At 73.9% G+C, this 13,989-nt stretch carries 13 protein-coding genes; 7 read left to right on the forward strand and 6 right to left on the reverse strand.

The genetic code is table 11. From position 1 onward, the window contains the following. Nucleotides 1–14 precede the first annotated feature (14 nt). The 5 genes from BM051_RS05085 to BM051_RS05105 all read left to right on the forward strand — a co-directional run bounded on the left by BM051_RS05085 (nt 15) and on the right by BM051_RS05105 (nt 3,285). Nucleotides 15–1,301, forward strand: coding sequence for an RNA polymerase sigma factor (locus BM051_RS05085; protein WP_092528654.1), 1,287 nt, complete (start codon nt 15–17; stop codon nt 1,299–1,301). A gap of 156 nt (nt 1,302–1,457) precedes the next feature. Further along, entirely contained in the window at nt 1,458–1,589 is a 132-nt protein-coding gene (locus BM051_RS30295) for a hypothetical protein (protein ID WP_279587010.1), read from the forward strand. Between the two features lie 81 nt (nt 1,590–1,670). Further along, on the forward strand, nt 1,671–1,856 hold the full coding sequence (locus BM051_RS05095) for a hypothetical protein (RefSeq protein ID WP_092528657.1): 186 nt from the start codon (nt 1,671–1,673) through the stop codon (nt 1,854–1,856). 51 nt (nt 1,857–1,907) lie between these two features. Beyond that, complete coding sequence (locus BM051_RS05100; protein WP_092528659.1) at nt 1,908–2,417, forward strand: MFS transporter; 510 nt, start codon at nt 1,908–1,910, stop codon at nt 2,415–2,417. Between the two features lie 34 nt (nt 2,418–2,451). Continuing rightward, entirely contained in the window at nt 2,452–3,285 is an 834-nt protein-coding gene (locus BM051_RS05105; RefSeq protein WP_092528661.1) for an MFS transporter, read from the forward strand. Between the two features lie 180 nt (nt 3,286–3,465). Here BM051_RS05105 and BM051_RS05110 read toward each other — a convergent pair whose 3' ends face one another. Next, entirely contained in the window at nt 3,466–4,644 is a 1,179-nt protein-coding gene (locus BM051_RS05110) for a Cmx/CmrA family chloramphenicol efflux MFS transporter (protein ID WP_092528663.1), read from the reverse strand. A 283-nt stretch (nt 4,645–4,927) separates the two neighbouring features. On the opposite strand from BM051_RS05110, the gene BM051_RS05115 reads away from it, so the two are divergent. After that, complete coding sequence (locus BM051_RS05115) at nt 4,928–5,536, forward strand: hypothetical protein (protein ID WP_166677545.1); 609 nt, start codon at nt 4,928–4,930, stop codon at nt 5,534–5,536. Nucleotides 5,537–5,564: 28 nt separating this feature from the next. On the opposite strand, the gene ligA is transcribed toward BM051_RS05115, so the two are convergent. From ligA to BM051_RS05135, 4 genes are read right to left on the reverse strand one after another with little or no spacing between them, the layout of a single operon-like run. Continuing rightward, nucleotides 5,565–7,724 carry an NAD-dependent DNA ligase LigA gene (ligA, locus tag BM051_RS05120; RefSeq protein ID WP_092528665.1) on the reverse strand — a complete coding sequence of 720 codons (2,160 nt, stop codon included), beginning with the start codon at nt 7,722–7,724 and terminating at the stop codon, nt 5,565–5,567. Nucleotides 7,725–7,735: 11 nt separating this feature from the next. Then, nucleotides 7,736–8,476 (reverse strand): hypothetical protein, encoded by a 741-nt coding sequence (locus tag BM051_RS05125; RefSeq protein WP_092528667.1) that lies wholly within the window; start codon nt 8,474–8,476, stop codon nt 7,736–7,738. A 9-nt stretch (nt 8,477–8,485) separates the two neighbouring features. Further along, entirely contained in the window at nt 8,486–9,526 is a 1,041-nt protein-coding gene (locus BM051_RS05130) for a uroporphyrinogen decarboxylase/cobalamine-independent methonine synthase family protein (RefSeq protein ID WP_092528669.1), read from the reverse strand. A 24-nt stretch (nt 9,527–9,550) separates the two neighbouring features. Then, nucleotides 9,551–10,969 carry a pyridoxal phosphate-dependent decarboxylase family protein gene (locus tag BM051_RS05135; protein ID WP_243859173.1) on the reverse strand — a complete coding sequence of 473 codons (1,419 nt, stop codon included), beginning with the start codon at nt 10,967–10,969 and terminating at the stop codon, nt 9,551–9,553. A 341-nt stretch (nt 10,970–11,310) separates the two neighbouring features. Here BM051_RS05135 and BM051_RS05140 point away from each other — a divergent pair, with 341 nt between their 5' ends. Continuing rightward, nucleotides 11,311–12,351 carry an MBL fold metallo-hydrolase gene (locus BM051_RS05140; protein WP_092528673.1) on the forward strand — a complete coding sequence of 347 codons (1,041 nt, stop codon included), beginning with the start codon at nt 11,311–11,313 and terminating at the stop codon, nt 12,349–12,351. A 37-nt stretch (nt 12,352–12,388) separates the two neighbouring features. On the opposite strand, the gene BM051_RS05145 is transcribed toward BM051_RS05140, so the two are convergent. Further along, the gene (locus BM051_RS05145) at nt 12,389–13,912 is read right to left on the reverse strand and encodes an acyl-CoA synthetase (protein WP_092528675.1); all 1,524 of its coding nucleotides are present in this window, start codon (nt 13,910–13,912) and stop codon (nt 12,389–12,391) included. Between the last annotated feature and the right edge of the window lie 77 nt (nt 13,913–13,989).

Consider the following 13,989-nt stretch of genomic DNA (forward strand, 5'->3'; position numbering starts at 1 on the left):
GGAACGGGCGGGAGATGACCGACGTGGGAGGCCGGGAGGCCGTCGCCGCCGTCTGGCGGATCGAGTCCGCGCGGATCGTCGGCGCGCTGGCGCGCTACACCGGCGACTTCGCGCTCGCCGAGGATCTGGCGCAGGAGGCGCTGGCCGAGGCGCTCGTCACCTGGCCACGCGACGGCACGCCCCGCAACCCCGCGGGGTGGCTGCTCACCGTCGGCCGGCGCCGCGCCATCGACGCCTTCCGCCGGCGCTCCGCCCTCGACGAGCGGTACGCCGCCCTCGCCCACGACCTGGGCGAGGGCGGCGCCACCGCGGGGAGTGCGCCCGCCGATCCGGCGAGGGAAGCCGAGGACGTGCTGTGGGACCCGGACCAGATCGACGACGACGTGCTCGCGTTGATGTTCATCTCCTGCCATCCCGTGCTGTCCCGGGAGGCGCGGGTCGCGCTCACCCTGCGCGTGGTCGGCGGCCTGACCAGCGACGAGATCGCCAGGGCCTTTCTCGTCCCGACCGCCACCGTGCAGGCCAGGATCACCAGGGCGAAGAAGACCCTCGGAGCGGCCAGGGTGCCGTTCGAGCTGCCGCCGGCCGCGGAGCGGACCGAACGGCTCGGGTCGGTGCTCAACGTGATCTACCTGATCTTCACGGAGGGATCCTCGGCCAGCTCGGGTGGCGATCTGATCCGGTTCGACCTCGCGGGCGAGGCACAGCGCCTCGCTCGGGTGCTGGCCCGGCTGGTGCCGAACGAGCCCGAGGTCCACGGCCTGCTGGCGCTGCTCGAGCTGACCGCGGCGCGGTTCCCCGCGCGCACCGGGCCGGACGGCGAGCCGGTGCTGCTGGAGCACCAGGACCGCCGCCGCTGGGACCGCGCCGCGATCCGCAGGGGACGGGCCGCCCTGGCCCGCGTCGAGCGGGCCGGCCGGGGCCTGGGCGCCTACGGCCTGCAGGCGGCGATCGCCGAGTGCCATGCCGTCGCCGCGTCCGTCGAGGCGACGAACTGGGAGCGCGTCGTGCTCCTCTACGAGGCGCTCGGCCGGCTCGCGCCGTCACCGGTGGTTGACCTCAACCGGGCGGTGGCGGTCTCCATGGCGCAGGGGCCGGCCGCGGCGCTGCCGATCGTGGACGAGTTGGTGGCCGCCAAGGCGCTGTCGACCTCGCACCTGCTGCCGAGCGTGCGCGGGGAGCTGCTCACCCGCCTGGGCCGCGGCGTCGAGGCGCGCCGCGAACTGGAGCGCGCGGTGGGGCTGTGCGGCAACGAGCGCGAGCGGGCGTTGCTGGAGCGCAAGCTCGCCGACCTCGGCTGACAGTGAGGATGTGGATGAGCGTCTCCCGGTGAGGTCTTGGCCCATCGCCTGACTGACCGTGGTGTCCTGAACGGGATCTGCGGCCTTGGCCGGAAGTCGCTCAGCCGCACGCACCGGACGTTGGCGCCGTGCCCGCATAGGAGCCTCGGCATCCCGATGGTCGTCGGGGAGAACGTGGTGCCGGTGCACGGCTACGGGCACCTGACCACGACGGCCGACTCCACCGACGATCCGTCGGACGGCCGGGCGCTTCTGGACCAGCTGATCGCCTACCGCGACGCGTTCTGAACGGGCTCGGTGGGGTTGTCGTCCAGCAGAGCACCGAGGACGCCGACGCCGAGGTGTGGGGGTGGGTCTGCCCCTCGCGGAATGCCTCCGGCGTATCGCGGGCGCGGCGGTCCCGCGCTCGGAGGGCGCAGCCTGCTGGCCTCCGGCCGGATGTGGGAGGGTCGTCGCGCGACGACCCGCCTGGCCATGGGGGCGACGGCCGTCGGTCTGGGCCGTGCGGCCCTGCTCGCCGTCGACGAGGACCCCGCCGCCGGCACGCTGCCGTGACCGCCTGACTGGTCGATGGGTGGGCGACGACCGACGACGAAGGAACGGCACATGACCTCTGAACCGGACGAGGCTCGTGGCAGGGCTGGGCGCCAGCCCGCCGTCGAGCGGGCCGGCGCCCCAGGGGTCGACCCCGACCGCCGCCGCCCGCTGTCGGCGAGCTATCTCGGTTTCGTCGGCTCCACGGGGCTGTCGACCCTGGGCGACGCGGCGTGGGTCATCGCCCTGACCACTGCTCTGACCGAACAAGCCGGACCGGCCGCCGCGGGTGGCCTGCTCGCGTTGTCCGGGCTGCCCCGGCTGGTCGCGCTGCTCGGCGGCGGAGTGCTGGCCGACCGGTTCGGCCCGGCACGGGTCATGGTGCACGCCGATCTCCTGCGGGCGGTCGTGATGGTCGCCGCGGCCGTCGTGGTGGTTCTCACCGGGCCCTCGGTAGTGGTGCTCACCGTGGCGGCCACCGTGTTGTCCCTGGTGGGGGCATTGTTCATACCGGCCTCGGGTGCGCTGCGCCCCTGCTGCTGCCGCCGCGCCACCTGGTTCGAGGCAACGCCTTGTACATGATCGGACTGCGCGCGGGACAGGCCGCGGGGGCCCGGTGGGGGCCGGGCTCATCACACTCGGCGGCGCCGCGCTGGTCGCCGTGGGCAACGCGGTCAGCTTCCTCGTCTCAGCCGTGGTGCTGGTGTGGATCCGCCGTGGGCACCGACACTCCACCGCCGATGCCGCCGATGCCGCCGATGCCGCCGACGGGTCGCCGCCCGCCGAGGCGACGGCCGCCAGGGCCCCGCGGGGCCTGCTCGGCCAGCTCACCGAAGGTCTGACCCACGTGGCCCGCCATCCGCTCCTGCGTGTGCTCGTGCTCGCGGACCTGCTCGTCGAACTGGCCTTGGCTGGCCCCGTGAACATCGGCCTGGTGCTGGTGTCGGACGGCATGGGTGGCGGCCCGACCGGCGCCGGACTGCTGCTCACCGCCTTCACCGTGGGCACCACCGCGTCCTTCCTGCTGAGCCTCGCCTGGCCGGTCAGGCGGCCGGCCGGGGCGATGCTGGTCGCCAGCACGGCCGCACTGGGCGCGGTGTTCGGCGCGCTGGCGCTGACGGTGCCGGACGACCCGACCGCCGTCACGGGCGGGACGGCACTGCCGGTCGCCCTCGGCGGCTACGCGCTTCTGGGAGCGCTCGGCGCCCAGTGCGGGCTGGTGCTCGTCTCGTTGCTGCAGCGCGCCGCGGCACCGGAAGTGCGCGGCCGGGTCATGTCGGTGTTCGCGCTCATGTCGTTCGGAGCCGTGCCCCTGGGCAACCTGCTCAGCGGTCTGCTCGTCGGTCGGCTGGGGACCGCGGCGATGCTCGGCGTGCACGCGGGCCTGGCCGCGGTAGCAGCCGGCACGGTGCTGGCCGCCCCCGGTCTGCGCCGCGCGACCTTGGCATGACCGGCCGGCCCGCCGCCGGACTCGACCCGGGCGGGGGGACCTGGCCACCGCTCCCCGTCCCGCGGGAGCTGCTCGACACGGGCGGGACCACTTCGGCCGAGTCATCACCCCCGTAGCCACCGACCACCGCACCCGCGCCTACGTCCAGCACTCGCGAGGCGGCCGGAGCGTCTCCCGCCGTCACCGAAGCACCTGGTCGCGCCGGCCGTCCGCGATCACACCGCGCAGGGGGAAGGCGGCGACCAGTGCGACCGCGACGAGGAGTCCGCTCGCCCAGAGGGGCCCGAGGTCCCCCGCCACGGTGCCGAGTGTGCTCGCGGCGATGAGCGGCCCGACGGCGGCACCGACGTTGAGTGCCGCGGTCGCGTACGACCCGGCCATGGTGGGGGCTCCCGCCGCCTCGTACAGCACCCGGGTGATCAGCGTGCCGCCCACCGCGAACGACAGCGCGCCCTGCCCGAACACGAGGACGAGCAGAGCGGCCGGCTCCTCGGCCAGCACGGCCAGGGCCAACCAGCCGGCGAGCAGCAGTGGACCGCCGACCGCGATGACCAGGCCGGGGCGCTGGTCGGACAGCCGTCCGGCGAGGGTGACACCGGCGAAGGAACCGGCGCCGAAGAGCACCAGAACGACGGAGATCCACAGCTCGCCCAGCCCGGCGGTGCCGGTCACGACGGGGGCGAGAAAGGTGAAGCTTCCGAAGGTCGCCGCGTTCACCAGCGCGCCGAGCAGCATGACCAGGATCAGCCGTGGCCGCCCGAGCTGAGCGAGCTCCGATCGCAGCGCCGGCCCGCCCGTTTCGCCTTCCCGGACCGGGCGCGCCGGGATCCCGCGGAGGATGCCGACGGCCGCGGGCAGGCAGAGGACGGCGACGGCCCAGAACGTCGCCCGCCACCCGAGCACCGTGCCCAGAACCGAGCCGCCGGGGACCCCGGCGACCGTGGCCAGCGTCGTGCCCGACAGCAGCACGGCGAGCGCGCGCCCCTTCGCGCCGGGAGGGACCAGCGTGGCGGCGGTCGCCAGCGCCACGGCGAGAAACCCCGCGTTCGCGACGGCCGCGACCACGCGGGTCGCGAACAGGACCGGGAAGCTCGAGGCGGCGGCGCCGATGGCGTGGGCCGCCGAGAACACGAGGACGAACCCGAGGAGGCTGGATCGTCCGGGCCGATTGCGGGCGAGCGCGGCCATCAACGGGGCGCCGACGATCATTCCGATCGCGAACGCCGACGTGAGCGTGCCCGCTGCCCCGACGGTCACGTCGAGGTCCGAGGCGAGGTCCGGCACGAGGCCGGCGAGCATGAACTCCAAGGTACCCATGGCGAAGACCGCCATGGCGAGCAGGTAGAGCGCGAGAGGCATCGAGTGGCTCCGAGGTGAGGAGAAGCGCGAGAAAGAGGCGTCTCGTCACCGCGGTCAGCACCCACGGGCGCACCCGTCCGGCCGCGGACGCGGCGGACGGTAGAACGACGAACTCAGTGGTTCAGGGGGCTGACGGCGTGACCGAAAGCCCCCACCGTGAACGCCTCGGGGCTCGACATGAGCCGCACGGTACCCGACCGGTGCCCGTCGAAGCACTTCCGTTTCCCGCGCGGCGAGCCGTGTCACCTCCGCCGTGTTCCGCGGCATCTAGCATCGGGTGGCGATGAGCGAACCCGACCGGTCCGTGGGGGACACCCGTGCCGAGCGGCTCGAGGCCCGCCTGACCGTTCCGGTCCTGCTCGCGGCGCTGGTGTCCGTTCCCGCCGTGTTCCTGACCACGGCCGAGGGACCGGCGGCCGACGTGGGCCGGGTGCTCAACTGGGCGTCACTGGTCGTGCTCGCCGGCGAGTCGCTCGTGCTGCTCTGGCTCAGCCGGAACGTGCCGTCCTGGCTGAGCCGGCACCGGTGGAAGCTGGCGGTGCTCGTCGTGGCGGTCCCCGCCGTGGTGTTCGTGGTCGGGCCGGCCCAGGTGCTCCGGCTGCTCCTGTCCCTCGGCGCGCTGCGCGTGCTGCGGGTGGGCCGGATCGTCCGGGCCGGAAGGGTGATCCGCCGCCGGGCCGGGCTCGGCACCCGGCCCGGGAGATGGCTGCTCGGCGGCGCCGGCGCGCTCGCCGTCGCGTTCACCGCGATCGTGCTGGCCGACCCCACTTCGCGCAGCCGGCGGCTGGTCGAGTGGGTGCTCCGCCACCTCGGTGTGGCGCCGGCCCTGCTCGGTGGGCTCGTGCTCGCGATCGCCGCGACCCTGCTGCTCCTCCGCCGGCGCCGGCGCTAGTGGCGCTAGTCCCGGCTGCGTTCGCGACTCACGTCCCGGCGGGCTCGTCCGCGCCGTCGTCCGGGGTCAGGGCGAGCTCGGCCGCGGCGTCGGGACCGCGGTCGAGCAGGACCCGGAAGCCCGCCTCGTCGAGGATGGGCACCTTCAGCTGTACCGCCTTGTCGTACTTCGACCCCGGGGCGTCGCCGGCCACGACGAACGCCGTCTTCTTCGACACCGATCCCGCGGCCTTGCCGCCGCGGGCCATGATCGCCTCCTTGGCCTCGTCCCGGGAGAAGTCGTTCAGCGAGCCGGTGACCACGATGGACAGTCCCTCCAGGTGACGTGGGATCGACTCGTCGCGCTCCTCGGCCATCCGCATCCCGGCCCGGCGCCACTTCGCCACCACCTCGCGGTGCCAGTCGTGGCCGAACCACTCCCGCACCGCGCGGGCGATGGTCGGCCCCACCCCGTCCACGTCGGACAGCTCCTGCTCGGAGGCGGCCTCGATCCGGTCCAGCGAACCGAACTCCCTCGCCAGCGCCTGCGCCGCGGTCGGCCCGACGTGCCGGATGCTCAACGCCACCAAGACCCTCCACAACGGACTGTCCTTGGCGGTGTCCAGGTTGACCAGCAGCTTGCGCCCGTTCGCGGAGAGCTCACCGGCCTTGGTGCGGAACAGCGGCACCTCGAGCAACCGGTCGGCGTCGAGGTCGAAGAGGTCACCCTCGTCGGTGATCACCCCGGACTCCAGCAGCGCGGTCGCCGCCTCGTAGCCGAGCCCCTCGATGTCCAGCGCGCCCCGGCCGGCGAGGTGAAACAGCCGCTCCCGCAGCTGCGCGGGGCAGGACCGCGAGTTGGGGCAGCGGATGTCGGCGTCGCCCTCCTTCTCGTAGGCCAGCTCGGTGCCGCACTCCGGGCAGTGGGTGGGCATGACGAACTCGCGCTCGACGCCGGTGCGCGCGTCCACCACCGGGCCGAGCACCTCCGGAATCACGTCGCCGGCCTTGCGGATGACCACGCGGTCGCCGATCAGCACACCCTTGCGCTTGACCTCCTGCGCGTTGTGCAGGGTGGCCATCGCGACCGTCGACCCGGCCACCTTCACCGGCTCCATCACCGCGAACGGCGTCACCCGGCCGGTGCGGCCCACGTTCACCTGGATGTCTTTCAGCGTGGTGGTGGCCTCCTCCGGCGGGTACTTGAACGCGATCGCCCACCGCGGCGCGCGGGAGGTGCTGCCCAGCCGCCGCTGCAGCGACACCTGGTCGACCTTGACCACCACACCGTCGATCTCGTGCTCGGCGTCGTGCCGGTGCTCACCCCAGTACGCGGCGAACTCGAGCAGGGCGTCGGCGGTGTCGACGACCTTGCTGTGCCGGGGCACCGGCAGGCCCCACGCGGCCAGCGCGCGGTAGGACTCCGACTGCCGCCGCGGCTCGAAGCCCACTCGCTTGCCGAGCCCGTGGCAGATCAGCCGGAGCTTGCGGCTCTTGGTGACCCGCGGGTCCTTCTGCCGCAGCGACCCCGCCGCGGTGTTACGCGGGTTGGCGAACGGCGGCTTGCCGGCCTCGACCAGCCGCGCGTTCAGCTCGAGGAAGTCCTCCGGGCGGAAGAACACCTCGCCGCGCACCTCGACGAGGTCCGGGATGCCGAACTCCGGGCTGCCGGTGAGCTGTTCGGGCACCTCCTCCAGGGTGCGGACGTTGAGCGTGACGTCCTCGCCGGTGCGACCGTCACCCCGGGTGAGCGCCCTGGTAAGCCGGCCCTTCTCGTAGAGCAGGTTGATCGCCAGCCCGTCGATCTTCAGCTCGCACAGGTACTGGGTGCCGGACCCGACCTCGCGTTCCACCCGCTCCACCCAGGCCAGCAGCTCGTCCGTGGAGAAGGCGTTGTCCAGGCTGAGCATCCGCTCCAGGTGGTCGTGCGCGGTGAACTCGGTGGAGAATCCGCCGCCCACCTGCTGCGTCGGCGACTCCGGCGTGGCCAGGCCCGGGTAGTCGGCCTCCAGCTCCTGCAACCGCCGGAACAGCTCGTCGAACTCGCCGTCGGAGATGGTCGGCGCGTCCAGGACGTAGTAGCGGAACTGGTGCGCCCGGACCTCCTCGGCGAGGGCGGCGTGCCGGTCCCGGACATCGGCCGGAACGTCACCGATGTCCTGCGCCGCGTCCGCGGGTACCTGGTCTGGCGGAAGCTCTTCGCTGCTCACGGCGGGTAAGCCTAGTGCGCGCCGCCGACATTCTCGCCCGGCGGCGGCGCGGGGCCGTCGGCCAGTCCGCGGACCAGCTCGCGCAGCTCCAGCAGCGAGATGGTCCCCGCCGGCTCGTGCTCGGCCGTCTCCACCCGGCGCAACCGCTCGGCGGCCATCCGCTCACCGAGCGTGGCGTCCAGCGGCAGGAACGTCATCGTCGTCCGCGCCGGCTCGGCCAGTCGCGCGAGCGCCGGGTGGTGGACCGCGACGTCGACCACCGCCTCGACCGGGTCGACCTGAGCCACCACCCGCACGTCGGCGAGCGCGACGCGGATGTCGCCCAGGTTCACCGTCACGCCGGTGGGGTCGGGCACCGGTGGCACCGAGTCGTGGTACTCCCAGATGGCGTCCTCCGGCGGGGCGGCGGCCTTCCACGCGTCGGTGTAGGGCCGCAGCGCCGGGTCCTCCTGGCCGGTGACGACCAGCGCGTAGATCGCCCGCTGCCCGCGCTCCAGGGAGAAGTGCAGGCCGGGATGCACCAGCGCCACCGCCCGGCACAGCTCGTGCTCGACGCGCTGCGGCTCCCGGTCCCCGAGCGCCGCGCTGATCCGCGGCAGCAGCTCGGTCCAGCGGCGCCAGAACGCGGCCGCGGCGGCCGCGGGGTCGGCCGGCACCGCCTGCCGCGGCCACGGGGTGCGTGGATCCACGGGGTGGTCGTCGCGGGCGGAGCCGGCGCGACCGCGCCGGCGAAGTCGGTGGAGGAACCGCATCCTCCCTTGCTACCAGCCTTCCGGCGGCTCCACGAACGCCGTGCCCAGATCGCGGGTGAGCGCCAGCGCCCGGCGCGTCCACTCCGGGCTCGCACCGGCGAGGCCGCACGCGGTGGTGGGCATCGCCCGCTCGGCCAGGATCGACCGGGCGAAGCCGAGCCGGTCGACCAGCCGCAGCGCCGGCCCTGCCGCGTCGCGCAGGGTGGGCCACTCCCCTTCCGGCGTCTCGCCCGGCAGCAGGCCGAGCAGCAGCACGACACCGGCGTCCCACGCCTCGCCGAGCTGGTCGAGGAGGCCGCCCGGCGCGCCGTCGAGCGTCCTGGCATCGAGGGCGAGCGCCCCGGCCCCTGCCGAGCGGAGCAGCGCCACCGGCGGCCGGGGCGCGCAGCAGTGCACCACCACCGGCTGACCGGTGGCGCGCTCGGCCGCGGTGACCACCCCGGCCAGCAGGTCCCGCGCCTCGGGCTCGGGGACCGCCGGCACGGTCTCGTAACCGGACGGCGTGGGCAGCGCACCGGCGAGCACCTCGGGCAGCGTGGGCTCGTCGAGCTGCACCACCACCCTCGCGCCGGTCCGCTGGGCGAGCTCGGCGACGTGCCGGCCGAGGCCCTCGACCAGCGACTCGGTGAACTCGCGCACGGCGCCGCGGTCGGTGAGCACCCGGTGCCCGCGGGGCAGCTCGATCCCGGCGGCCAGCGTCCACGGGCCGGCCACCTGGGTCTTGATCACCGGTGGGGTGGCGCCGGCGCGCTGCCGGGCGTCGTCGAGCGCGTCGAGGTCCCAGCGCAGCAGGTCGACCGCCCTGCGGTGGTCGTGGCCGGGCTTCGCGGTGACCCGGTAGCCGGAGGGCACCACGTCGACGGCCAGGTCCACCAGCATCGCGGCGGTGCGGCCGAGCAGGTCGGCGCCGACGCCGCGGGCCGGCAGCTCGGGCAGGAACGGCAGGTCGGGCAGCTCACCGAGGACGATCGCGGCGGTCTCGGCCGGGTCGGTGCCGGGCATCGACCCGATGCCGGTCGCCGCGCCGGGCGGCCAGGTCTGTTCGCGCACACCGACAGTGTGGTCATCGCCGGGTCACACGCTCAACGGGGTCAGCACCGGACGGGGCGCCCGCTCGTGCAGCACCGCCAGCGCCTCCCGGACGTGCTCGGCGTGCGAGCGGTGGGAGAGCACGCACAGCCGGAGCAGGTACCGCCCTTCGACAGTGGTGCCGGAAAGGTAGATCCGGCCCTCGGCGTTGACCTCGTCCAGCAACCGGTGGTTGGCGTCATCGGCGGCACCACCGGCACCGGCGAGCGCGAAGCAGACCGTCGACAACTGCGGCGGGTACGGGCATTCGAAAGCACCGCGCGCGGTCAGCTCGGAATACGCGAACCGGGCGAGGTCCAGTTTCTCGTCGAGTGCCGCGCGGAAAGCGCCGACCCCGTGCAGCCACAGCGGCAGCCACAGCCGCAGCCCGCGGCATTCCCGGGTGAGCTCGGGGCCGTGGTCGGCGTAGTGCGGTACCGGCGGCGCCGGCAGGTCCTGCAGGTAGGCACCGGTGTCGGCGTGCGCGGCGCGCAGCACGCCGGGGTCGCGGACCAGCAACATGCCCGTGCCGTAGGGCGCGAACAGCGACTTGTGCGGGTCCACGACCAGCGAGTCGGCCGCCTCGATGCCGCGCAGCACCGCCCTGCCCCGCTCGGTGAGCTGGAAGAAGCCGCCGTACGCGGCGTCGACGTGGAACCACAGACCCTCCCTGGCGGCGACCCCGCCGACCTCGGGCAGCGGGTCCACCGTGCCGGTGCTGGTGGTTCCGGCGTTGGCCACCACCAGGAACGGTCGCGCCCCACGGTCCCGGTCGGCGGCGATCATGGCGGCCAGCGCCGCGGGATCCATCCGCAGCCGGGCGTCGGTCGGCACGGTGCGCACGGCGGATGCGGGGAAGCCGGCGATCCTGGCCGCCTTGGCCACCGAGTAGTGCGTGTGCGCCGTGGCGTAGAGGGTGCCGTCGGCGAAGGTCTCGCCGAGCCGGTCGTGCCGGGCGGCGACCAGCGCGGACAGGTGCGCCGTGGAGCCGCCGGTGGTGATGATCCCGCCGGCGCCGGCCGGGAGCCCGAACTCCCCGCACAGCCAGCGGATGACGCCGTCCTCCATCGCGACCAGCGCCGGGGAGAACCCGGCCAGCCCCGTGGACCGGTTGAGCGCGCGGACCAGCAGCTCGGCCACGGCCGAGGTGTAGAGGCCGCCGGAGGGGACGTAGCCGAAGTACCGCGGGCCCGCCGTCTCCAGACCCTCGCCGGCGGCGTCGCGGAACAGCGCGAGCGCCGTGGCGAGGTCACGCCCGTGCTCGGCGGGCGGCTCGGCGATGAGGGAGTACCGGTCCGCCCAGGGGCGGAACGTCGATGCCGGCGCGTCCGGGAACGCGCCGACCATGTCGGTGACGAGCTGCAGTGCCGCCCGGCCGATGTCAAGCATGTCGGCCGGGTCGGGCTCGAGAGGAAAACCAGCCACACGCCAATTTGTACTCCCCGGTAACCGCGCCGACTAACAAGAAAACTGTGACGTACGGCGCAGCGTCAAAATTTACTGAGGTCGGCAAAGAATGATTAAAGGAAAGGGTATTCTCGAGCCATTTTCCGGGGCGGCGCGCCAATGCCGGGTAATCGATTGTCCCGGTGGCGGGAGGATCGCGCGCGGGTAACCGGCCGGGGTGCCGGATCGTGGGATACCGGGCGGTCTGTGCGTGACCCACGTCTCATCGACCTCCTGCCCACGCCCGATCCCTGGTCGAATCGGACGAGCCGGACCGGAGGCGCCCGGCCGAGGACGAGGACGAGGACGACGAGGTCATCGTGGAACCGCTTGCCGAGGACAGCACCCGCCACTGGGCCGAGCCGGGCACCTACGAGGTCGCGCCGGACGTGTACCGGATCCCGCTGCCGATCCCGGACGCCGGGCTGCGCGCCGTGAACGTGTACGCGATCACCGGCGGATCCGGGATCGCACTGGTGGACGCCGGATGGGCCACCCCGGAGGCCAGGGAGGCACTGCGCGCCGGCCTCGCCGCACTCGGCGGCGAGCTCGCCGACGTCCGGGAAGTGTTGGTCACCCACATGCACGGCGACCACTACACGCAGGCCGTGACGCTGCGCCGGGAGTTCGGCTGCCGGGTCACCCTCGGCGAGTTCGAGAAGGCGTCGGTGCGGGCCTCGTCGTCGGCCGCGCGGACGATGTTCGGCGCGCAGGCCGCACTGCTGCGCCGGTGCGGCGCCGAGCCGATGGCCGACGAGCTGCGGGCCACTTTCGGGACCGGCCCTCGGCACACCGCCGAGCTGTACGACCCGCCGGACGAGTGGCTCGCCGAGGGGCCGCGGACCGTGCCGTCCGGCCGGAGGCTCGAGGTGGTGCACACCCCCGGGCACACCGCGGGCCACGTCGTGTTCGTCGACGGCGCCGCCGGGCTGCTCTTCTCCGGCGACCACGTGCTGCCGCACATCACGCCGTCGATCGGGTTCGAGCCCGAGCCGGTGGAGCTGCCGCTGCGGGACTTCCTCGACTCGCTGCGCCGGGTGCGGACCATGCCCGACCGGCGGCTGCTGCCCGCGCACGGCCCGGTGACCGGCAGCGCGCATAGCCGGGTCGACGAGCTGCTGGCGCACCATGACCGCCGGCTCGAGCTCACCGCGCGGGCCGTCGCCGCCGGGTCCCGCACCGCGTTCGCCGCGGCACACGAGCTGACCTGGACCCGGCGCGGGCGCCGGCTGCCCGAGTTGGACCTGTTCAACCGCATGCTCGCGGTGATCGAGACCAAGTCCCACCTCGACCTGCTGGTGGCCGAGGACCGGCTGGCGATGACCGAGCTCGACGGCGTGCGCCACTACACCCCGAGCTGACCCGGCCGACGCGAAGCCGGGAAGGTGGCCTCGCGGGTCAGCCGCCGAAGCGGTCGCGCAGCTCGCGCTTGAGGATCTTGCCGGAGGCGTTGCGCGGCAGGTCGTCGACGAAGCGCACGGCCTTGGGCACCTTGAACCCCGACAGCCGCTCCCGCGCGTGCGCGATCAGCTCGTCGGCGGTGACCGCCGACTTGGCCACCACCACGGCGGTGACCGCCTCGATCCACTTCTCGTCGGGCAGCCCGACCACCGCGACCTCGGCCACTGCCGGGTGCGTGTACAGCGCGTCCTCGACCTCCCGCGAGGCGACCAGCACCCCACCGGTGTTGATCACGTCCTTGATCCGGTCGACGACGGAGAGGTAGCCCTCCTCGTCGATCCGCACCAGGTCGCCGGAGTGGAACCAGCCGTCCCGGAACGCCTCCGCGGTCTCCTCCGGCTTGTCCCAGTAGCCGACGGCCAACTGCGGCGACCGGTAGACGACCTCACCCATCCCGCCGGGCGGGACGTCGGCGCCGGAGGAGTCCACCACCCGCAGTTCGACGAACAGCACGGCGCGACCCGCTGAGTCCGGCCGCTCGGCGTGCTCCTCCGGCCGCAGGATCGTGGCCAGCGGCCCGATCTCCGACTGCCCGAAGCAGTTGTAGAACCCCAGCTCCGGCATCGCCGCGCGGAGCTTCTCCAGCACCGGGCCGGGCATGATCGAGGCACCGTAGTAGGCCTTGCGCAGCGCGCCGAGGTCCAGCCGGGCGAAGTCGGGGTGGTTGGCCAGCGCCACCCACAGCGTGGGGGCGGCGAAGAACGCCCGGTGCCTCTCCTCGGCGATCCGGCGCAGGATCTCCCCGGGATCGGGCACCTCGAGCAGCCGGTTGGTGGCCCCCACGGCCAGCCACGGCAGGAGGAACACGTGCATCTGCGCGCTGTGGTAGAGCGGCATGACGTGCAGCGGCTCGTCGTGCTCGGTGAGGTCCAGCCCGACGATGCACGAGAGGTACTCGTGCACCAGCGCGCGGTGGGTCATCATCGCGCCCTTGGGGCGGGACGTGGTGCCGGAGGTGTAGAGCAGCTGGGCGAGATCGGTGTCGGCCACCTCGACGTCCAGCTCCGGCACGTCGCCGGCGCCGGCGACGGCGAGCAGCGAGTCGGCGTCGTCCTGCAACGGCAGCACGTGCCGCAGCCGGAGGTCCCCGGCGAGCGCGTCGACCGCGTCGCGCAGGTCGGGGTCCACCAGCGCGACCGTGCTGCCGGACTGCTCCACGAGGTAGGCCAGCTCGGCGCCGGTGAGGTTGTAGTTGACCGGCACGTGCACCAGGCCCGCGCGGGCACAGGCGAGGAAGCCGATCAGGTAGCCGTCGGAGTTCCGGCCGTAGGCGGCGACCCGGTCGCCCTGGCGCAGGCCCAGGCCCAGCAGGTGCGCGGCGGCCCGGCTGACCGCGGCGTCCAGCTCGGCGTAGGTCCACTCCCGGTCGGCGAAGCGGAGCGCGACCCTGCGGGGCACGCGGGCGGCGCTGCGCCGCAGGACGTCCGCGACGGTGCTGGACCGGATCAGGGCGGTGTTCATCGAGCCTCCCGTGGCGCCGTTGCCGTCCCCCGGTGAGATCAACACTAACCGCGCGGGGGGTGGCCCTGTCGACGTTC

The sequence above is a fragment of the Amycolatopsis arida genome (genome assembly GCF_900115565.1).
Taxonomy (GTDB): domain Bacteria; phylum Actinomycetota; class Actinomycetes; order Mycobacteriales; family Pseudonocardiaceae; genus Yuhushiella; species Yuhushiella arida.